Here is a 19147-nt window from a genome sequence, read left to right as displayed (position 1 = left end):
CGCTCATTCTGCGTTGTGTCAGCTCGAAAACCAGTGCTGCGTTGCACCAATCGAAAAGGGAATAACCATTACCTCATGTTGCGTCTTGCTCTGGTCTCCGAGCTCGTGCCTGACAAAGCATTTTGAAGTAACATGGGTATAGGTACAATTCAGTTTGTCATTGGTGTCACTGGTGGAATATTGTCGCTGTTCGTAAAAAAACGTTCTTATGTCATCGACAACCTGCCGCAAGCGGCTTAATCAAATCACCTGCCAAACTTCATTTTTAACGTGGCTGCAGAATTGTTGCCACGTCAACAGTTGATTGTTGTCGTTAATGTTAAGCCTTAATTTACAATATGTTATAACCTTAATATTGCTAATTAAGCAACTGTTTGCTGAGGTAATACTCATTATTAATGCCGCCTTTTAAAGGGCGGCATTGATGAGGTGAATAGAGTAATAATTATTAATATTCAGAATGTTAGGTTATCTCTTTTATCTCTATTCCCTGTGCTGATCTTTTATAATCGGCCCCTTTATTGCCGGAGGAACATTCACTGCTCAGAGCGCAGCCGACACATTTTGCGCCTCTGCGTTTTTCAATTATGATTTTGCTGATAGATAATCCGATAATTAATAAAATAATCGAAGCTACAATTATATTGGCCATAAATAGCTCCTTATGCGGTGTATAGCGCTAATGTCTGCTGTGCCTTTCTCTCGCCTTGGTTAACGCAGTAGATAAGCGCGCCGAACAGGGCTAAGCAGGCGATCAGGCCGTATACAAAGCCCTGACCCAATGCACCGGTGGTGATATAACTTCCGGCCTGGTATGTGATAAAGGCAACGACATAGCCCATACCGAACTGAAACGCGATACCTCCCCATAGCCATTTTTTATCTTCTAATTCCGCATTCATCGCACCTATCGCAGCGAAACAAGGCGGAGTGAAAAGGTTAAACATTAAATAGGCTAAGGCCGCCACGGAAGATAGTCCCATGATACCGGCAACATCTGAGCCGCCTGCTACCAATGCCAGCTCTTCCGTATCGATAAAGTTGGTAATGCCATAAACAACAGCCAGTGTACCGACAACATTTTCTTTGGCGATAAAGCCGGTGATTGCCGCAGCCGCTAACTGCCAAACGCCGAATCCAAGCGGAATTAACACAAATGCAAAGGGCGTTGCTATTCCGGCCAGAATACTTGTCTGCTCAGCACCTTCTGCAACAACTTGAAGCTGCCAGTTAAATGTCTGCATGATTTGTACTGCGGCGTTACACAAAAGAATAATGGTACCCGCTTTAATGATGAATGCTTTGGCTCTGGCGAGCGTGGAGACAATGGCTCTTTTTATACTCGGGAAGCGGTATTCCGGTAATTCAAGTATAAAAAATGTTCGCGCATTTTTCTCACCCGTAATTCTAACCACCATCAAGGCACCAAAGATGATGATAGCAATGCCCGTAAAGTACATGGCAGTGCCAACCCATGCTGCATCATTAAAAAAGACACCGGCAAAAAGGGCGATAACCGGCAGTTTAGCACCACAAGGCATAAATGGGGTTAACATTGCCGTTGTTCTTCTTTGTCTTTCATTCTGTATGGTTCTTGTTGCCATGACGCCGGGAATAGCACAACCTGTACCGATAACCATGGGGATAATTGATTTACCCGATAAGCCGACCTTTTTGAAAAAACGATCCATCACCACAGCGACACGTGCCATATAACCACTGTCTTCAAGCAGTGCGAGTAAGAAAAACAGCACCATAATCAAAGGCAGGAAGCCGACGACCGCGCCAACACCACCAATAATCCCATCTAACAGTAACGCGCTTAGTACAGGGGAAACCTGATCACCTAACAAGCCTTCTACCAGAGCGTACAGTCCATCTATCCAGCCGACAAGGGTATCAGCTAAAATCGGGCCTAAATGGGTTTGTGATATAGAGAATACAGACCACATTACCAAAGCAAAAATAGGCAGCCCGAGCCACTTATGCGCTAAAAATCTATCGGCGATATCCTGATTGGTTTGGGCATTACTCTTGATCTGTCTGTTTTCAACCTTACCTACCAGATCTTTGACAAATTCAAAGCGCTGTGTATCGAAATACTCTACAGATTGAGGGTTTTTTAAATCAACCCCCTGATCACTAAAGGGAGCTGTTTGAGGTTGACCATTAACTTCAATCACTTTAGAAATTAGTGTTTCTAAACCATTATGGCTACTGTTTGCTGCAATCGTTTCTACGACGGGGCAGCCAAGCTGTGCACTTAAGTTAGCAATATTAATTGTCGTTTTTTTCTTCTTGGTTAAATCACTCTTATTAAGCGCGACAACAACAGGAATACCCAGCGCTAAAAGCTGAGTAGTGAAAAATAAACTTCTGTTTAAACTTGTTGCATCAACAATATTGACAATAACATCGAGTTTTTCATTTTTAATAAAATCCCGGGTGATCGTCTCTTCTGATGAAAAAGGAGACATTGAATAAGCACCGGGCAGATCAACCGCTGTAATTCTTGTATCTGACGGGTTGACCGTTTTTTTGATGATCCCTTCTTTTTTACTGACGGTGACACCCGCCCAGTTGCCAACATGTTCAATTTTCCCAGTGATGGCATTAAAGAGCGTCGTTTTGCCACTATTGGGATTACCAGCTAATGCTATTTTCATGGTTTTCTCCTAATTAAATAATAAGTTCGCTTTAACCAGTGTCTCTACTTTAAACAATTAAAGCAGCAACACCGCGCGCGCTAAATCAGCGTCAATGCTGTACCTGGCATCTTTGATGGCAATAACGTAATTTTCAGATAAAAGAGAGATAACAGTTACCGTTTGACCTTTAAAACAGCCTAGAGTGAAAAGGAAGTTAACTATCTCTTTATCAGCAGCAACCACATCTTCAATAACATATTCTTTATTGATTTCAGCTAGTGATAGGTTTTTAGCCGCTGGATGAGTTTTGTTGCTATTATTTTTTGACTGTAACCATGTCACTGCTCTTGCTGGCAGAAAGTTTAAAACGGCTTGGTTCATAATTACCTCTCCAAATGTGGCAATGTATCTTTGTGCTGTTGTTTTCAGTATTGGCTGATTCCGGCGAAACAATTGAAACAAATGATAATTGTTATCGATGGGTTTAATCTAAGTGAAAATTATTCTCATCTCAATGCTTGTTCGGATTTTTACATACTTTTTGTGTGGATAGTTGATAGTTGGTTGATGCAGATCAATTTGCAGGACGGTTTGATAGCTGCTATTCAGCAGTCGGGCTGCGGTAAATAAACTATGTGGCGCTCTAGCGATGAGCGCAATTCCCGGTCAGGCTCCTGGTAGTGAAGTAAATCTTTAATTTTACCTACATGCAGTTACTTCTTGTTTTTGGAATGTTCTAATTTTGCCTGCCGTAAGTCATGTACAAGTACAGACGTTGCTCGCCCTTTTAGGCTTGTTGCGACATTTAATGTAGATTTAATTCTGAATATTGCTTTGCATTTACGGATTATATTCATAGTTTAGATTCCATTCTATTTAATGATATAGGGCTTGCTGTATTTACGTTGGCTAACGTATCATATTTAAACTGAAGAATTTGTGAAATGAGGGGGGATGTAAACAAAAAACATACATAAAAAGCCTATTATGTTAACTGGCTAACGCACGAAGACCCGCATACTATTTTAATATAAAAAGTATCTGGGTCTTCGTGTTATAAAAGAGAGGTACTGTTTATTTTTTGTTTATTCTGAACCACAGTTGCAGCAAAATTTGGCTGCGGCAGGTAATGCCTGTCGGCATGAAGAGCAGGTAATTGTACTGTTACTCGTACTTAATGGTGTTGTTGTTTTACTGTTATCCATCAAATCAGAATGCATATTCATCATTAGTTTGCCAATACTCATACCAACACCCGCCCCGGCAACATTACCATTAGCTTCATTTGATGCTGCTTTTTCGGCAACATCAAAAGTTTTAACTGTATTGTAGTGCCGCTACTTTTCAATTCCCGCATAATTTTTCACTTTCCAACTTAATTGCCGGTGAGCAAGAGGGCCGTTAAAAGCGGCAATCAAGGCAAACTTTTTTCAACCAGTAATAGTGCAGTTTCATGCTGGGCATGAACAAAAGAGTTAATACTTAACTCCTCCAGAGATTGTTTCTCGCTCGTTGTGTTTACTTTGACAACTAAATTGGCTTCGGGATGATAATTTAATATCGCTTCGCAAATTATTTTTTTAGTTCTCAGGTCATCAACAGTAATAATAATACTCGAAGATTGCTCTACTGTGAGTGATTCCAATACCGGGAGTTTTTCCAGGTGACCAAAATACGCTTTGTGACCGCGCTTTTTGGCTATTAATACATGTTGTAAATTATCCGAAATAATTAAAAAGGTAACTCCCTTTTTGTCCAGTTCTTTTGCGACTATTCGTCCGAGCGTTGAAAAACCGCAAATAATGGTGTGATTGCTGGCGTTTATCGGAGTGATTTTGTCTGATTCATAAAATTCCACCACAAAGAAAGAAGCAAGTTTATAAATATGATTGACCATAAAGGGGGTGACGATCATCGATAAAACCGTTACTAAAATCAGGAAGCTGCCTAGTTCATGAGAGATTATATTTTGGCTAAGCGCGAGCGAAAAAATAGCAAATGAAAACTCACCGATTTGGCAAAGTGAAATTGCGGATTTTATCGAATCACTTTTGTTGGATTTTTTTCGGATTAAAAAATAAACTATCAGCGCTTTTATTAACATGGTGAAAGCTAATACCCCGAACACTAGGTATAAATTGCTCAGGAAATAGAAAAAATCTATTTTGGTGCCGATCGAGAAGAAAAAAGCGCCTAATAATAAGTCTTTATAAGATGCTATATCTGATTCGACTTTAACATGATAGGCACTTTCAGCAATGATCATTCCGGCGATAAAAGAGCCCAGAGAGTAGGTGAATCCCATTTCGTGTGCTAATAAAGATGCTCCGATGACAATGGTTAAGACTGAGGCTAAAAAGAGCTCTTCCAGTCTGGCTGTACTTGAAAAGTGTAGCAACCATTCGATTATTTTTTTACCTAAGGTAAACATAAAAACAATAACCAGTGTCGCCGACAATGCGGTTTTCATAATAACATCAGCAACGGATAACTGATCATTTGCCAGAAAGCTGATCAGTAACAAAATGGGGATAACGGCTAAGTCTTGAAAGACCAGAATAGCAACTGACTTTTTACCGTAGGGAGTGAGAATATCTTTTGACGATTTCAAATAGGTCAGGACAATTGCCGTGGATGATAAACTGAAAGATAACGCGATGATAATGGATGAAGTGCTGTCAATATTAAACAAGTAATAAGAAAGCGAATAAATAATCAGCGAACTGAGTCCGACTTGAATAAAACCATTTAATAAAATAATTTCTTTCATTCTTTTCAGCTTGGAAAAAGATAACTCCAACCCGATGGTGAACATTAAAAACACAATGCCGAATTCACCAATAAGCTCTAATGATTTCAGATCTTCACTGCCATTAAAATCAAAGATATTACTGATAATGGTACCGGTGATAATGTACCCGATAATATGCGAGACAGAAAACTTTTTTAAGATGATATTTAAGATGCTAGCTATCGCTAATGAAATAAAAATAATAACGAGAATTGAGTCCATTTTTTTCCTCACAAATAAATCACAGCCGTACTGTTAAAATACAGTAAATTTGATACTGATCAATTTAATTTTGATCTGATTTTCTCCTTATTATCAGCAATAATAACCGCAGTCATTTATTTTTTTTGTAAGGTAGGCAAAGACTTATGCTGTTCACACTGCTGATAACCACAGCTATATTCAGGCTTTTGCTTTTATCCTGTTGCTTTTTTAGATAAGGTATCAGCACATCACTTTTATTATATTAATCGGGTACTACAATGCCGTTAAAAACAGACGAATTAAGAACAGAAAGATTAGATCACCTGATAACCCCTGCTGAACTGGCTGAAATATGTCCGATATCAGATAGTTCTGCCGGGGTTGTTACACGTGCCCGTCGGGAGGTGGAAGCCATTTTAGCCGGTGAAGATCATCGTCTGCTGGTAATTGTCGGCCCTTGCTCTATCCACGATCCCGCCGCGGCAATGGAATATGCGCAGCGTCTGGTCAAGCTTAAAGATAAATATACCAATGAGTTGTGTATTGTCATGCGCACCTATTTTGAAAAACCGCGCACTATTGTCGGCTGGAAAGGATTGATTAACGATCCTGATTTAGACGGTACAAACAATGTCAATAAAGGTATTACATTAGCAAGAAAATTACTGGTTGATATAAATGATCTGGGGCTTGCTACAGCGACGGAATTTCTTGACATGGTTACCGGTCAATATATTGCAGACCTTATTACCTGGGGAGCGATTGGCGCACGTACCACGGAAAGTCAAATTCACCGCGAGATGGCCTCGGCACTGTCATGCCCCGTTGGTTTTAAAAATGGCACCGACGGCAATTTGAAAATTGCCATGGATGCAGTGCGCTCAGCTAAAGCGCGGCATATTTTTTATTCACCGGATAAAAATGGGCGCATGACAATTTATAAAACTGCCGGTAACCCTTATGGCCATTTAATTTTACGCGGCGGCAAAAAACCGAATTACAGTGCAGCAGATATTGCCAATGCGGCAAATGAATTGGATAAGGTCGGTTTAAGCCAGCGCTTAGTGGTTGATTTTAGCCATGGCAACAGTTTGAAAGAATATAAAAAACAGTGGGATGTGGCGCATAATATTATGGCACAATTACGTGCAGGCAGCCGTTCAATCTCCGGTGTGATGATTGAAAGCTTTATCGAAGCAGGTAATCAATCAGTTGAAGACGGCAAGGAGCTTGTGTTTGGTAAAAGTATCACCGATGCCTGCATTGATTGGCAGGATACAGCACAAATGCTCAGTGAACTGGCAGAGGCAAGTAAAGAGAGAATGAAACAGTTGCAATAATATAACGAGCTATCAAAAAGAAGGGAGGTAGCTTAAATATATCCTCCCGCTTTTTACACTAAGACTGTCTTCATTAAGAAAGACAACTCCTATCCTCTCAACTTTTTTTGTAATCCTTGCCTGCAGCGTTGTCTGCCGTGTCAACATACCCCGGGAAAAGAGATATAAAGTTTATGACAAATGATAAAATAAAAGTGGTTACCCATAATGGTTCGTTTCATGCGGATGAAGTGACGGCAGTGGCACTGCTGCAGCTTTATGGGATCATTAAAAAGGGACAATTTGAAATTATCCGTACGCGTGAAATGGAGCAGATAAATCAGGGCGATATTGTTGTCGATGTTGGTGCTATCCATAATATTGAAACGTGTCGTTTCGATCACCATCAAATCAAAGATGGAAAGATTTCCAGTGCCGGTCTGGTATGGTTGTGGATTAAAGATAAAACGGGAAAGGCGTGCCCGGAAATAGATTGTTTCGTCGAGGCCATTGATAAGCATGATTGCGGCATAGAAAAAATGGCTGATTTTTCATTTGCGCAGATTGTCTCTGCTTATAATCATACCGATGTATTTGATGATAAAAAGCAGCAAAAGGCATTTAATCATGCCGTTAATATTGCTCTGAAATTTACCGGCCATTTAAAGCAAAAACAGGATAAGCTTAAGCGTGCGGCAGAAATTATCAAAAAATCACAAGTGAAGCAGATCGGTAAGCACAAAGTTTTAATTTTAGCTGAGTATGCGCCTAATTGGACCGCATTAGTTCATGGTGAAAGCAACTATTCAGAGATCACCCATGTGATTTGGTATGTCGAAGCGAAGAATCAGTGGAATATCCAGATTCCTTCCGATAAAGAGAATAGTTTTGTAATGGCTCACCCCAGGCTAAATGATGATGAGAATGCGTTGTTTATTCATCAAAATGGATTTTTTGGTGTCTATCAGAGCAAAGAAGCTATTTTTACAATGCTGGAAAATTAAAAAGTGGGCGGGTTACTTTCTTTATACGGGTTATTGTTTGATACCCAAGCTACTTGAAAATGCAAATTCAGAGGTTCGCTCAGATACCAGCTCAAGGCACAATATGCAGAGAATGCTTATTCCCTTTTCAAGTGTTGTAATACAGAGCTGGCTTTTGAGCGAACCTCTCGCCATTGACCCCTACCTGAGTCAAATACAGATAACTTCATCTATTAAAATGCCCACTATCCAGAGTTGAGGTTAATTAAAAATTAAATGCGGACCAATCAACCAATAAATTGATCGTTGTGGTTGTATCAGGCAGCATATAACCTAATGCGATGATGGCAAAGAGCATCAACACAGTTGCACTTTTATTGTTAAAATCAGCTATTTTCAAGGCCGTTCCGAAAGAACGTTTAACTCTGACATTGCTTAAATCCACACTGCATATTTCATCCAAAATTAAATGAATAAGTCCGCCAAAAAAAATAAATCCACCTGAAAGCAGAGCAATAATAGCTGATTTTGCTGCGTGATCGTCATTGAATATCCAAGTCAGCTGTGTTGTTAACAGGCCACATAGGGTAATAAATAACAGAGAATGGCAGCTGCCCCTGTGAACTGTCAATTTTTCAAATAAGGGTCTTATTAACCATTTCATAATGCCATAAACAGCTAAAGGGATTAGCAGTAATTCGATAAAACGAATCTCTCTAAAGTGCTCTCCAGTAATGTAACGCATTACCATTAGAAGAATAACGGCGGCAAATATATTGAAGACAATATCCAGTGATGTTGAGTTGTCGGAGTCGATATCAGGTAATAAGCCCCCAATGGTGCCCAGACACCATAACCATAATGCTGTATTGACGTCGATATGGCCTGCTGATAATAGTGCAGCACAACCAAGACCAGTACAAGCTGCTGCTGTATTGAAGTGTGTATTAAAATTTGCCATTGTTTCTCTTATGTTGAAAACGTTATCGTCATTCTATCCTGTATTTGCCATGAATGATAAGCGACATTGATTACCTGATTGCTATTTTTTTGGTTGATGTTTATTTGTCAATCTCTGTATGAATTGTGGCTAAGTAATACGCCTGTTATATGAAAAAACAAGTAATTGAAGCAAGTTATTTTTATATTTCACTTGATATTTTTTAAAAAAAAGAGCTTACTTGACACGCACGCCATTTATTTAAAAAAACAGGTGAAATCTGTGATTTATTCGTCAGTTAAGGCGATCTTTATCTAGATAAAAGAAATAAATTAGGGCATGATTTATCTCTCACTTAATGTGAGTCAAGAAAATAATATAAAAAAAGACGCAGGCTTAGGTGGCGAAATATCAGATATATTACATACTTAGGCTGAGTGCATCAAGAGTGTACATTTGCGTTAATCCAACTAAAAAGAAGAGGTTTCACTATGAGCAAAAAATTACTTATTACTGGCGCTGTTGCATCAATAATTTTACTTGCTGGTTGTTCAAATAAAACTGAAATGATGCAAGATAGTATCGATAACCTAACTAACCAAGTCGGTGAGTTATCAGATAAAGTTGATATGATGGCTTCTGACCATAGCAGCCTGAAAGCTGATTTACAAGCTGTAGCTAGTGAAACAGAGCGCGCTAATGCTCGCATTGACAACATCGCTACTTCTTACAAAAAATAATTTTTTAGTAAGATGAAGAACAAAAAAGGTTGGCCTAAGAGCCAACCTTTTTTTTTACTTATTCATTGCCTATTTACCTATCTATCACGACAGGTATTCCCTGATGTAATAACAATGCTTTTGTTACTTCTTCATCATCAACCAGTTCCTGATTGTTGAATTTAATTATTTCATCTGTCCAATACAAACTAAACTCATTGTCATCTTCACTTCTGGATACCGGTGAGTGAACTTCAAGTATCTTTGTGCCGTTTGGCTCTGTTGATACTTTGATCGGTTCGTTAATTATCCGAACTGATTCATTTCTGTCGACTTGATAAAACAGCCACTCAATATCATCCGGATTTAAGCGGATGCAGCCGGCACTGACACGCATACCAATGCCAAAATCTTTATTTGTTCCATGGATCAGGTACTCCCCTCGGCCGTATGCCAAGCGCATCTTATACGCGCCCAGCGGATTATCCGGTCCGGCAGGTATCACAGCGGGATAATGTTCACCTGTTTCTGCGAAATACTCAGCTCTGCTTTGAGCCGTTGGCGTCCAGGTTGGGTTTTTTACTTTCGAGTGGATAGACGTTTGCATTGTCGGAGTTGAGCGGCCTATCCGACCGATGCCGATTGGGAAAACATGAACTTCGTTTTTGTCTTTCGGAAAATAATATAACCTAAGTTCGGGCAAATTAATCACAATACCTTGATAGGGTACATCAGGTAATAGCATCTGGCTTGGGATCTGTAATATTGTCCCTGGGGCCGGCAGAAAAGGATCGACTCCTGGGTTTGATTCCATTAACGCAATAAGACCAACATTATAAAGTTTGGTGATAGATTGCAGCGTATCTCCCGGTTGGACTATATATTCATGCTGTACACCAATTAAGCGAGAACCATCTTCAGGCAGCGGGTAGCCATCAGCCAGCGAAGCTGTTGGATTTAATAGAGTGAGAATAAGACCCAAACTGAGAATTATTCTGTGTTTTTGCAAATAATGACTGCTTATTATCCAATCTGATAATAAATGATAATACACAAACATAGTGAAACCTTATGATAGTTGGGCTTAAATCTAAATTACCTAAAGCAGTTTGCTATAAAAGTAGGGCTCCGCTTACTCTTTATATTCAAACCATTGCGAGACCTTGTTCGTTTTATAAGTTAAAATCTGACATCCCGTTCAGGATCTTCGCTTATCAAAGAGTCTGGAGTAATTATGACCGAAAAAAGTAGCAGATGCATTTTAAATTATACTCAGATAGAAGAAGATTGTAATTGCTCTGCAGTAAGGTCTTTCCTGTTAGCATTACAAAACAGGCAGTTTGCATATAAATAGTGAGTTTGAGAAATAAACATGTCAAAACGTGATTGTTATGAAGTACTTGGCGTTAGCAAAAACGCTAGCGAACAAGAAATAAAAAAAGCCTATAAAAAATTAGCGATGAAATATCATCCGGATCGTAATCCGAGTAATCCTGTTGCACAGGAAAATTTCAGAGAAGTGAAATCGTCCTACGAAATCCTTTCAGATCCGGAGAAAAGGCAAGAATATGATGATTTTGGCCATCAGGCATTCGATCCTAACCATCGGGCTTCTGGTTTTAATAGACGGCATGGTTTTGGTGGATTTGGGCAATCTTCCGATGATTATAATGATATTTTTGCTGATATCTTCAGGCAGCAACACCAACCAAGACCAGAAAAAGGCTCTGATTTACTCTATCAAGTCAAACTGACTTTAGCTGAAGCGATCAATGGCTGTCAGAAAGAGATTCGACTACCTAACAGCGAGCAGATTCTTAAGGTCACTATTCCTGCTGGTATTGACCACGGGCAAAGTGTTCGTCTTGCAAATAAAGGCAACCCGGGATCTTTAGGGGGACCAAATGGTGATTTACGTGTAGAAATTAACCTTATTAAAGATGAAATGTTTGAGCGTCATGGAAATGATTTGCACTATACACTGCCTATCTCTTTTCCAACAGCTGCACTGGGCGGCTCGATGGAAGTGCCTACTTTTGACGGCCATATTAGTTTTAAAATACCTAAAGGCACTCAAACGGGGAGAAAATTCCGCATTAAGGGTAAAGGGGTTAAGGCAATGAACAGTGAGCTTAAAGGGGATCTTATTTATGAAGTTGTTATCACTACGCCAACAAGCTTAACGCCTGAGCAGGAGGCTCTGCTGAGCGAACTTGCAAAGATAATGTAAATAAACACTGTGCTCGTATAATGATCCGATCATCATTTAGTTAACTTTAAAAAGCGGACAGGCGTATACTGCACCTGTCCGCCATTTCTTCCTGATAAAATTTCTCAGCGCGTTTTCATTCAAGGTTTGACTATACTTATATAAGATCAATGCAGTCTGTTTGATGCATCGACATGGGTGTAGCTATTTTTTTGGAGGTATTTATGAAATCCCGAGCTGCGGCCGTAGCAGGCAGTTTTTACCCGGGCACTGCCGAACAAATTAATCAGGAACTCAATGTTTTTTTAAACGTAGAAAATGCCGCTGAAATACCAACTGCTGTTCAGGCAAAAGCGTTAATTGTACCGCACGCCGGCTACTGTTATTCCGGTGCCGTTGCCGGATATGCTTATGCTTACCTGAAAAATATTTCCCATCAGATCCGCAGAGTTATCTTATTTGGACCGAGCCACCGTGTTGCTCTGCATGGTTGTGCTGTTTCCAGTTGTGATTTTTTTTCCACACCGCTTGGTCAGGTAGAAATAGATAAAGTATCTAATACGCAATTATTGAATAAAGGTTTGGCGATAACTTATGATCCGGCACATTTGCTGGAGCACTCATTAGAAGTGCAGCTGCCTTTTTTACAGCGCTGTCTGGATAAATTTGTGCTTGTGCCGATAGTAGTCGGTTACTGCTCCGCTGAGCAGATCAGTAAAATTCTCGATGAATTAAAGGTGAATCAGGCAGATACATTGATGGTGGTCAGTTCTGATCTCAGTCATTATCATTCCTACCAGCAGGCCCAGTCTCTGGACAACAAAACGATTCAGCATATTTTAAATTATGAATCTGATTTAAAGGGTGAAGATGCCTGCGGTTGTTATGCTGTAAATGGTTTACTGCGTTATGCGCAAAGTCAAAATTGGACCATCAAACTGCTTAAAAAAGCGAACTCAGGTGACACTTTAGGCAGCAAAAATGAGGTGGTAGGTTATGCCAGTTTTATCTTATTTTAATTTAACTGAGGAGGAGCAGGCGGAGCTTAAGCTGCTTGTTTGGCAAGCCCTTGAAAAAGCCGTTGAATATGGAACCCGATTCGAGCCTGCGCCACCGAAATCACAAAAATTATTAACGCCGCTAAGCTGTTTCGTTACCTTATATGTTCATAAACAGTTGCGTGGCTGCATTGGTACTTATGACGCGCAAAACTCTCTCTGGCAAAATGTCTGCAACTATAGTTATTACAGTGCTTGTGAAGATCGGCGTTTTACACCGCTTGAAAAAAAGGAATTATCTGCCCTGAGCTTTGAGATATCCGTTCTGTCCGAGCTACAGCCACTGCAAAATGCAGGAGAGCAGGCTCTGCTTGAACAACTTCAACCGGAGATTGACGGCTTGTTATTGAAAGACGACTATCACAGCGCGATATTTTTGCCGACAGTCTGGCAATCTTTGCCAACAGCCGAATCCTTTGTTCAGGCATTAAAGCAGAAAGGGGGCTGGTCCCGGGATTATTGGAGCGACGCAATCCAAATATTTCGTTTTGAAACTTTTGTAATTGAAAGCGGTGAATAAATTCGCTTTGTCATGCAGGCTGTTGAATATTATTTGATGCTTTTAAAGTTATCCTGAAGTGAATGTATGCAACACGCCATCCACTGTTAATATTATCAAAAAATACAGTGAGATATGCGTGATTAGGCGCCTTAAACCCGTCGCTCTGTCTGCTGTGGTTAATCTTTTGCAGTTTGAAAAGCACTTAGAAGAGTCTAAACTTTAGCATAACCAGCAAACTCTGGTGATTGGATAAAGGTGACGATATTATGAATCATAAGCATAGTCTTACTATTACCGACAACCGTACCGGTAAGAGCTACGAAATTCCCATTCAATATGGTACCTACCCTAACTACGGCGCATCTATCAATGCACTGGAGCTCAGGAATATAAAAACATCTGAGCAGGATTTTGGCCTGCTATCCTATGATCCCGGTTTTACCAATACAGCTTCCTGCAGCAGTCGCGTGACATTTCTTGATGGGGAAAAAGGGATTCTTCGTTATCGTGGGTATCCGATTGAGCAGTTAGCAGAAAAAAGTACCTACCTGGAAACGGCTTACCTGATTTTAAATGGTGAGTTACCCGACCAGGAACAGTTAAAGTGTTGGGAACTGGGCATTATCGAGCATACTTTTGTGCATGAAAATATCAAAAAGTCTATTGACCGTTTTCAGCACAATGCCCATCCGATGGGAATTCTGGTCAGTACGGTTGGTGCATTGTCAACCTTTTACCCGGATGCCAAAAATATCCATGATCAGGAGTGCCGTAATAAACAAATATGGCGCTTAATTGCCAAAATGCCAACACTGGCAGCATTTGCTTACCGTCATAGTCTTGGTTTACCTTATATCTATCCGGATCAGGAATTGTCCTATGTAGGCAATTTTATGAATATGTTATGGAAAAAGAGTGAATTAAAATACCAGCCGGATCCTGTTTTGGAAAGGGCCATTGATGTCCTCTTCATTCTCCATGCCGACCATGAGCAAAACTGCAGTACCAGTATTATGCGCGGGGTAGGCAGCTCTTACAGTGATCCTTTTTCTGCCGCTTCATCAGCTATAGCTGCTTTATACGGGCCTTTGCACGGCGGAGCGAACGAGGCTGTTCTGCATATGTTAGCAAAAATCGGCTCTGTTGATCGTGTTCCGGAATTTATCAAGTCTATAAAATCAGGCAAAGAGGGGCGTTTGATGGGATTTGGCCACCGTGTCTATAAACATTATGATCCCCGGGCGCAAATTTGTAAAAAGATGGCCAAAGATGTGTTTGCTGTAACCGGACTAAACCCGCAGCTTGATATTGCCCTGGAGCTGGAAAGAATTGCCCTGCAGGATGACTATTTTGTCTCCCGTCATCTTTATCCTAATGTTGATTTCTATTCAGGTCTGATTTATCAGGCACTGGGATTTCCGCTCGGTATGTTCCCTGTGCTGTTTGCGATAGCCCGTACCACTGGATGGTTAGCGCAGTGGCAGGAGTTTCTGCTCGATCCTGAGCATAAGATTGAGCGGCCCAGACAAATCTATTGCGGTACTGAAGAGCGCGGTTATATCCCCCTGGATAAACGTTAGAACTTATTCTTTTCTCATGTTTATTCTGACTTCTTGGCAGCCAGTCAAAGCAGTCCCAAAGCTTGCCTGGCCATGCGCTTTTTTAATTAGACAACAAGCACGCTAGACCTTAAAGTTGAGTAATTTACTATCAATGGATGATTCTCAATGCGCCATGGACAACATACTGATGTACCAGACTCGATAAACTGGTCCGTTTTTAAAACACTCATTCCTTACCTCGCTGAATACAAACTACGCGTATTGTTGGCATTATTGTGTTTGGTACTTGCCAAAATAGCCACGGTTGGGCTGCCTTTTGTCCTTAAACATATTGTTGATACCCTTGATAATAATAACCTGCAGTTGATCGCCGCACCGATCATGCTGGTTGTTGCTTATGGTGTATTGAGATTTGCATTAGTATTATTCGGTGAGTTGCGCGATACGTTATTCGGACGTGTGACTGAGCGTGCGATGAGGCGGGTAGGTTTAAGTGTCTTTGAGCATCTCCATCATCTGGATTTAGACTTTCATCTAAATCGTCAAACGGGAGGCTTATCCAGAGATATGGAGCGCGGTGTTTCCGGGATTCATTTTGTCATGCGCTTTATGATTTTTAATATCATTCCAACGTTATTGGAGCTCAGTTTTGTGACTGTTATTCTTTTGCTTGATTATGGGGTAAGTTTTGCAGTAGTTATTTTGCTTGCAGTGCTCTGTTATGTACTTTATTCGGTCAAAGCAACGCAATGGCGAACCGAATTTATTCGCGAGGCTAACCTTGCCGATTCACAGAGTAACAGCCGGGCAATTGACAGTTTACTCAATTATGAAACAGTCAAATATTTTGGTAATGAGGTCTATGAAGCAGATCGCTATGATGCAGAACTGAGGAGATGGGAGCAGGCCAAGCGTAAAAATAGACTGTCATTATTTGTACTCAATGGCGGGCAAGCGTTAATCATAGCGACTGCAATGACCGCAATGATGACCCTTGCTGCGTTAAGTGTTGCCGACGGGACTATGACACTTGGAGATTTTGTACTGATTAATGCCTTCACCATGCAGATTTTTATGCCGCTTAATTTTCTTGGTTTTGTTTACCGGGAAATCCGCGGTTCACTGGCGAATATTGAAAAGATGTTTGATCTGCTAACCCTGAAGCCAAAAGTGGAAGATTTGCCCAATGCACGGCAGCTGATTACAACAAAAGGAGAAATAAGCTTTGAACAGGTTGGTTTTTATTATCAGCCGCAGCGGCGCATTCTTAATAACATATCATTTAATGTAAAACCCGGCCAAAAGGTAGCGGTTGTGGGGGGCAGTGGCGGTGGTAAATCCACCTTAGTCAAACTGCTGTTCCGCTTTTATGATGTAACAGATGGGCGCATTGTGATTGACAATCAGGATATTCGCGAGGTTACTCAGCACTCGTTGCGCAGAGCTATCGGCATAGTCCCGCAGGACACGGTTTTATTCAATGACACTATTTTGGAAAATATTCGCTACGGTCGCACCGATGCCAGTAAAGAGGAGATAGAAGATGCTATCGACCTGGCACATTTACGTGGGTTTATTAACAGTCTCCCTGACGGGGAGATGACCATGGTGGGTGAGCGCGGGTTAAAGTTATCCGGAGGAGAAAAACAGCGTGTTGCGATTGCCCGTACTATTCTAAAAAAGCCCGCTATTTTAGTGTTTGATGAAGCAACGTCATCGCTTGATAGTTATAGCGAGCAACAAATAATGACGGCAATCAACAATGTATCTAAGGGTAATACCAGCCTGGTTATTGCTCACCGTTTATCCACTATTGTTGATGCAGATAATATTCTGGTGATCAAAGAGGGGATGATAGTTGAGCAGGGAAATCATCAGCAGTTGTTAGAGCAGCAGGGTGAGTATGCAAAATTATGGCGGCTGCAGCAAAATAAACAATGAAAAAAGCTGAAGGCAAAAACAGCCGTCAGCAGATAGCCGAATTTCAGATACAAAAAAGCCGGACAATTGTCCGGCTTTTTTCTGCAGTATCAGAAGGGTTTATTCTTCTTCAGCTACTACTGGGCGGTCTACTAACGTGATGTAAGCCATAGGAGCTTTATCACCAGTACGGAAACCACATTTAATGATGCTGGTGTAACCACCAGGGCGAGTCGCGTAACGCGGACCCAGTTCATTAAATAGTTTTGCAACTGCTGCATCGTCACGAAGACGAGCAAATGCTAAACGACGATTAGCAACGCTATCGGTTTTAGCTAGTGTAATTAATGGCTCAATTACACGACGCAACTCTTTTGCTTTTGGCACTGTCGTTTTAATAACTTCGTGCGTTGCAATAGAAATTGCCATATTACGAAACATAGCCTGACGGTGGCTGCTGTTTCGGTTAAGTTGACGTCCACTTTGACGATGGCGCATAACCTAATCCTTATAATTCGTTATTAGTATGATTGGATTAATCTTCAATAAGGCTTGCTGGCGGCCAGTTTTCCAGGCGCATACCAAGATAAAGCCCACGTGATACAAGATCATCTTTGATTTCAGTTAATGATTTACGGCCTAAATTAGGCATTTTTAGAAGTTCAACTTCAGTTCGTTGTACCAAGTCACCGATATAGTGAATTGACTCTGCTTTCAGACAGTTAGCAGAACGAACAGTTAACTCTAAGTCATTGACTGGGCGTAAGAGAATAGGATCAAACTCAGGTTTTTCTTCTATTTCAACAGGTGCACTTATAATACGTTCATCAACAAATGCGTCCAGCTGGCCGGCTAAAATCATAGCAGCCTGACGAATTGCCTCTTCCGGCTCAAGTGTACCGTCCGTTTCCATATCGATAACAAGTTTGTCTAAGTTGGTACGCTGTTCAACACGAGCAGATTCAACACTGTAAGCAATACGCTCAACAGGGCTGAAAGTCGCATCGACTAATAGACGGCCAACCGGACGCTCATCTTCTTCACTATGTACACGGGATGAAGCTGGAACATACCCACGACCTGATTCAATTTTAATGCGCATGCTGATTTCAGCATTGCCGGTTAAATGACAGATCACATGTTCTGGATTGACTATCTCGAGGTCACTATCATGAGTGATATCAGCTGCAATAACAGGACCTGTCCCAGATTTAGTTAAACTCACGATAACTTCGTTTTTACCTTCAAGCTTAACCGCTAGACCTTTAAGGTTAAGAAGAATCTCAAGGATCTCTTCCTGTACGCCTTCTTTCGTGCTGTACTCATTCTGTACACCATCAATTTCGACTTCCGTTACCGCCGCACCCGGCATGGATGATAACAGGATACGACGAAGTGCATTACCTAAAGTATGACCGAAACCACGTTCTAATGGCTCTAAAGTCACTTTTGCTCTAGTTGAATTTACTTGTTCGATACCAACTAAGTTCGGTTTTAGAAAATCTTTTACAAAACCCTGCATTTTTGTCCTCTCGTAGCAATTAACTTTACTTAGAGTAAAGTTCGATGATTAACTGTTCGTTAATCTCAGCAGATAAATCTGAACGTTCAGGCTGACGAGTAAATACGCCTTCCATTTTCGTTGCATCAACATTTACCCAAGTTGCGGATTCACGTTGACCTGCGATTTCAAGTGCTGCGCCAATACGTGACTGCTTTTTAGCTTTTTCACGAATCGCGACAACATCACTCGCTTTAACATTAAAAGAAGGGATGTTTACAACTTTACCGTTTACTAAAATAGCTTTATGGCTAACTAGTTGACGTGCTTCAGCGCGAGTCGCACCAAAACCCATACGGTAAACAACATTGTCTAAACGGCCTTCAAGAAGTTGAAGTAAGTTTTCACCAGTGTTGCCTTGTAAACGTGCAGCTTCTTTGTAGTAGTTACGGAATTGTTTTTCAAGCACACCGTACATACGACGTACTTTTTGTTTTTCACGTAATTGTAAACCATAATCAGACAGACGTGGTTTACGCGCACCATGAACACCCGGTGCATTATCAATTTTACACTTAGATTCAATCGCACGGACACCAGATTTTAAGAAAAGATCTGTTCCTTCGCGACGGCTAAGTTTAAGTTTAGGCCCTAAATATCTTGCCATTGTTCTTTCTCCAGTTACCTTTGAGCGTCGTTATTAAACGCGACGTTTCTTAGGTGGACGACAACCATTGTGTGGGATTGGTGTAACGTCAGTAATATTTGTTACACGGAAACCCGCCGCGTTT

18 protein-coding genes are annotated in these 19147 nt (G+C 40.9%); 8 read left to right on the top strand and 10 right to left on the bottom strand.

Going from position 1 to position 19147, the window contains the following annotated elements:
• Positions 1 to 463: 463 nt before the first annotated feature.
• The 4 genes from ABZA00_RS09575 to ABZA00_RS09560 all read right to left on the bottom strand — a co-directional run bounded on the left by ABZA00_RS09575 (position 464) and on the right by ABZA00_RS09560 (position 5661).
• Positions 464 to 652, bottom strand: coding sequence for a FeoB-associated Cys-rich membrane protein (locus ABZA00_RS09575; protein WP_372881938.1), 189 nt, complete (start codon positions 650 to 652; stop codon positions 464 to 466).
• A 10-nt stretch (positions 653 to 662) separates the two neighbouring features.
• Positions 663 to 2666 carry a ferrous iron transport protein B gene (feoB, locus tag ABZA00_RS09570; protein WP_372881937.1) on the bottom strand — a complete coding sequence of 668 codons (2004 nt, stop codon included), beginning with the start codon at positions 2664 to 2666 and terminating at the stop codon, positions 663 to 665.
• Between the two features lie 57 nt (positions 2667 to 2723).
• Complete coding sequence (locus tag ABZA00_RS09565; protein WP_372881936.1) at positions 2724 to 3029, bottom strand: FeoA family protein; 306 nt, start codon at positions 3027 to 3029, stop codon at positions 2724 to 2726.
• A gap of 1033 nt (positions 3030 to 4062) precedes the next feature.
• The gene (locus ABZA00_RS09560) at positions 4063 to 5661 is read right to left on the bottom strand and encodes a cation:proton antiporter (RefSeq protein ID WP_372881935.1); all 1599 of its coding nucleotides are present in this window, start codon (positions 5659 to 5661) and stop codon (positions 4063 to 4065) included.
• 260 nt (positions 5662 to 5921) lie between these two features.
• Between ABZA00_RS09560 and ABZA00_RS09555 the strand changes: the two genes are divergently transcribed.
• Both ABZA00_RS09555 and ABZA00_RS09550 read left to right on the top strand, forming a co-directional pair.
• Positions 5922 to 6983 carry a 3-deoxy-7-phosphoheptulonate synthase gene (locus ABZA00_RS09555; RefSeq protein WP_372881934.1) on the top strand — a complete coding sequence of 354 codons (1062 nt, stop codon included), beginning with the start codon at positions 5922 to 5924 and terminating at the stop codon, positions 6981 to 6983.
• 173 nt (positions 6984 to 7156) lie between these two features.
• A complete protein-coding gene (locus ABZA00_RS09550) occupies positions 7157 to 7966 on the top strand; it encodes an MYG1 family protein (RefSeq protein WP_372881933.1) in 810 nt (269 codons plus the stop codon).
• Positions 7967 to 8210: 244 nt separating this feature from the next.
• Here ABZA00_RS09550 and ABZA00_RS09545 read toward each other — a convergent pair whose 3' ends face one another.
• Positions 8211 to 8906 carry a metal-dependent hydrolase gene (locus tag ABZA00_RS09545; protein ID WP_372881932.1) on the bottom strand — a complete coding sequence of 232 codons (696 nt, stop codon included), beginning with the start codon at positions 8904 to 8906 and terminating at the stop codon, positions 8211 to 8213.
• Between the two features lie 470 nt (positions 8907 to 9376).
• On the opposite strand from ABZA00_RS09545, the gene ABZA00_RS09540 reads away from it, so the two are divergent.
• Positions 9377 to 9625: an LPP leucine zipper domain-containing protein gene (locus ABZA00_RS09540; RefSeq protein ID WP_372881931.1), complete on the top strand. Its 249-nt coding sequence runs from the start codon at positions 9377 to 9379 to the stop codon at positions 9623 to 9625.
• Positions 9626 to 9698: 73 nt separating this feature from the next.
• Here ABZA00_RS09540 and ABZA00_RS09535 read toward each other — a convergent pair whose 3' ends face one another.
• On the bottom strand, positions 9699 to 10613 hold the full coding sequence (locus ABZA00_RS09535; protein WP_372881930.1) for a L,D-transpeptidase family protein: 915 nt from the start codon (positions 10611 to 10613) through the stop codon (positions 9699 to 9701).
• A gap of 363 nt (positions 10614 to 10976) precedes the next feature.
• Between ABZA00_RS09535 and ABZA00_RS09530 the strand changes: the two genes are divergently transcribed.
• The 5 genes from ABZA00_RS09530 to ABZA00_RS09510 all read left to right on the top strand — a co-directional run bounded on the left by ABZA00_RS09530 (position 10977) and on the right by ABZA00_RS09510 (position 16876).
• Complete coding sequence (locus ABZA00_RS09530) at positions 10977 to 11834, top strand: DnaJ C-terminal domain-containing protein (protein WP_372881929.1); 858 nt, start codon at positions 10977 to 10979, stop codon at positions 11832 to 11834.
• Positions 11835 to 12037: 203 nt separating this feature from the next.
• The gene (amrB, locus tag ABZA00_RS09525) at positions 12038 to 12832 is read left to right on the top strand and encodes an AmmeMemoRadiSam system protein B (protein ID WP_372881928.1); all 795 of its coding nucleotides are present in this window, start codon (positions 12038 to 12040) and stop codon (positions 12830 to 12832) included.
• Positions 12810 to 13391 (top strand): AmmeMemoRadiSam system protein A, encoded by a 582-nt coding sequence (amrA, locus tag ABZA00_RS09520; protein WP_372881927.1) that lies wholly within the window; start codon positions 12810 to 12812, stop codon positions 13389 to 13391. The genes amrB and amrA overlap by 23 nt, the downstream gene beginning before the upstream one ends.
• A 248-nt stretch (positions 13392 to 13639) precedes the next feature.
• Positions 13640 to 14953 carry a citrate synthase gene (locus tag ABZA00_RS09515; protein ID WP_372881926.1) on the top strand — a complete coding sequence of 438 codons (1314 nt, stop codon included), beginning with the start codon at positions 13640 to 13642 and terminating at the stop codon, positions 14951 to 14953.
• A 147-nt stretch (positions 14954 to 15100) separates the two neighbouring features.
• A complete protein-coding gene (locus ABZA00_RS09510) occupies positions 15101 to 16876 on the top strand; it encodes an ABC transporter ATP-binding protein/permease (protein WP_372881925.1) in 1776 nt (591 codons plus the stop codon).
• 99 nt (positions 16877 to 16975) lie between these two features.
• Here the strand turns inward: ABZA00_RS09510 and rplQ are convergent, their stop codons facing one another.
• From rplQ to rpsK, 4 genes are all read right to left on the bottom strand, one after another.
• Complete coding sequence (rplQ, locus tag ABZA00_RS09505) at positions 16976 to 17353, bottom strand: 50S ribosomal protein L17 (protein ID WP_372881924.1); 378 nt, start codon at positions 17351 to 17353, stop codon at positions 16976 to 16978.
• A 37-nt stretch (positions 17354 to 17390) separates the two neighbouring features.
• Entirely contained in the window at positions 17391 to 18377 is a 987-nt protein-coding gene (rpoA, locus tag ABZA00_RS09500; RefSeq protein WP_372881923.1) for a DNA-directed RNA polymerase subunit alpha, read from the bottom strand.
• A 25-nt stretch (positions 18378 to 18402) separates the two neighbouring features.
• Positions 18403 to 19023, bottom strand: coding sequence for a 30S ribosomal protein S4 (gene rpsD, locus ABZA00_RS09495; protein WP_372881922.1), 621 nt, complete (start codon positions 19021 to 19023; stop codon positions 18403 to 18405).
• Positions 19024 to 19056: 33 nt separating this feature from the next.
• Positions 19057 to 19147, bottom strand: a 91-nt coding sequence (gene rpsK, locus ABZA00_RS09490; protein WP_372881939.1) for a 30S ribosomal protein S11, incomplete at its 5' end; no start/stop codon positions are given.

It is taken from the genome of Psychromonas sp. (genome assembly GCF_041586535.1).
Lineage (GTDB): Bacteria > Pseudomonadota > Gammaproteobacteria > Enterobacterales > Psychromonadaceae > Psychromonas.
This window is presented reverse-complemented; position numbering and strand designations above follow the sequence as displayed.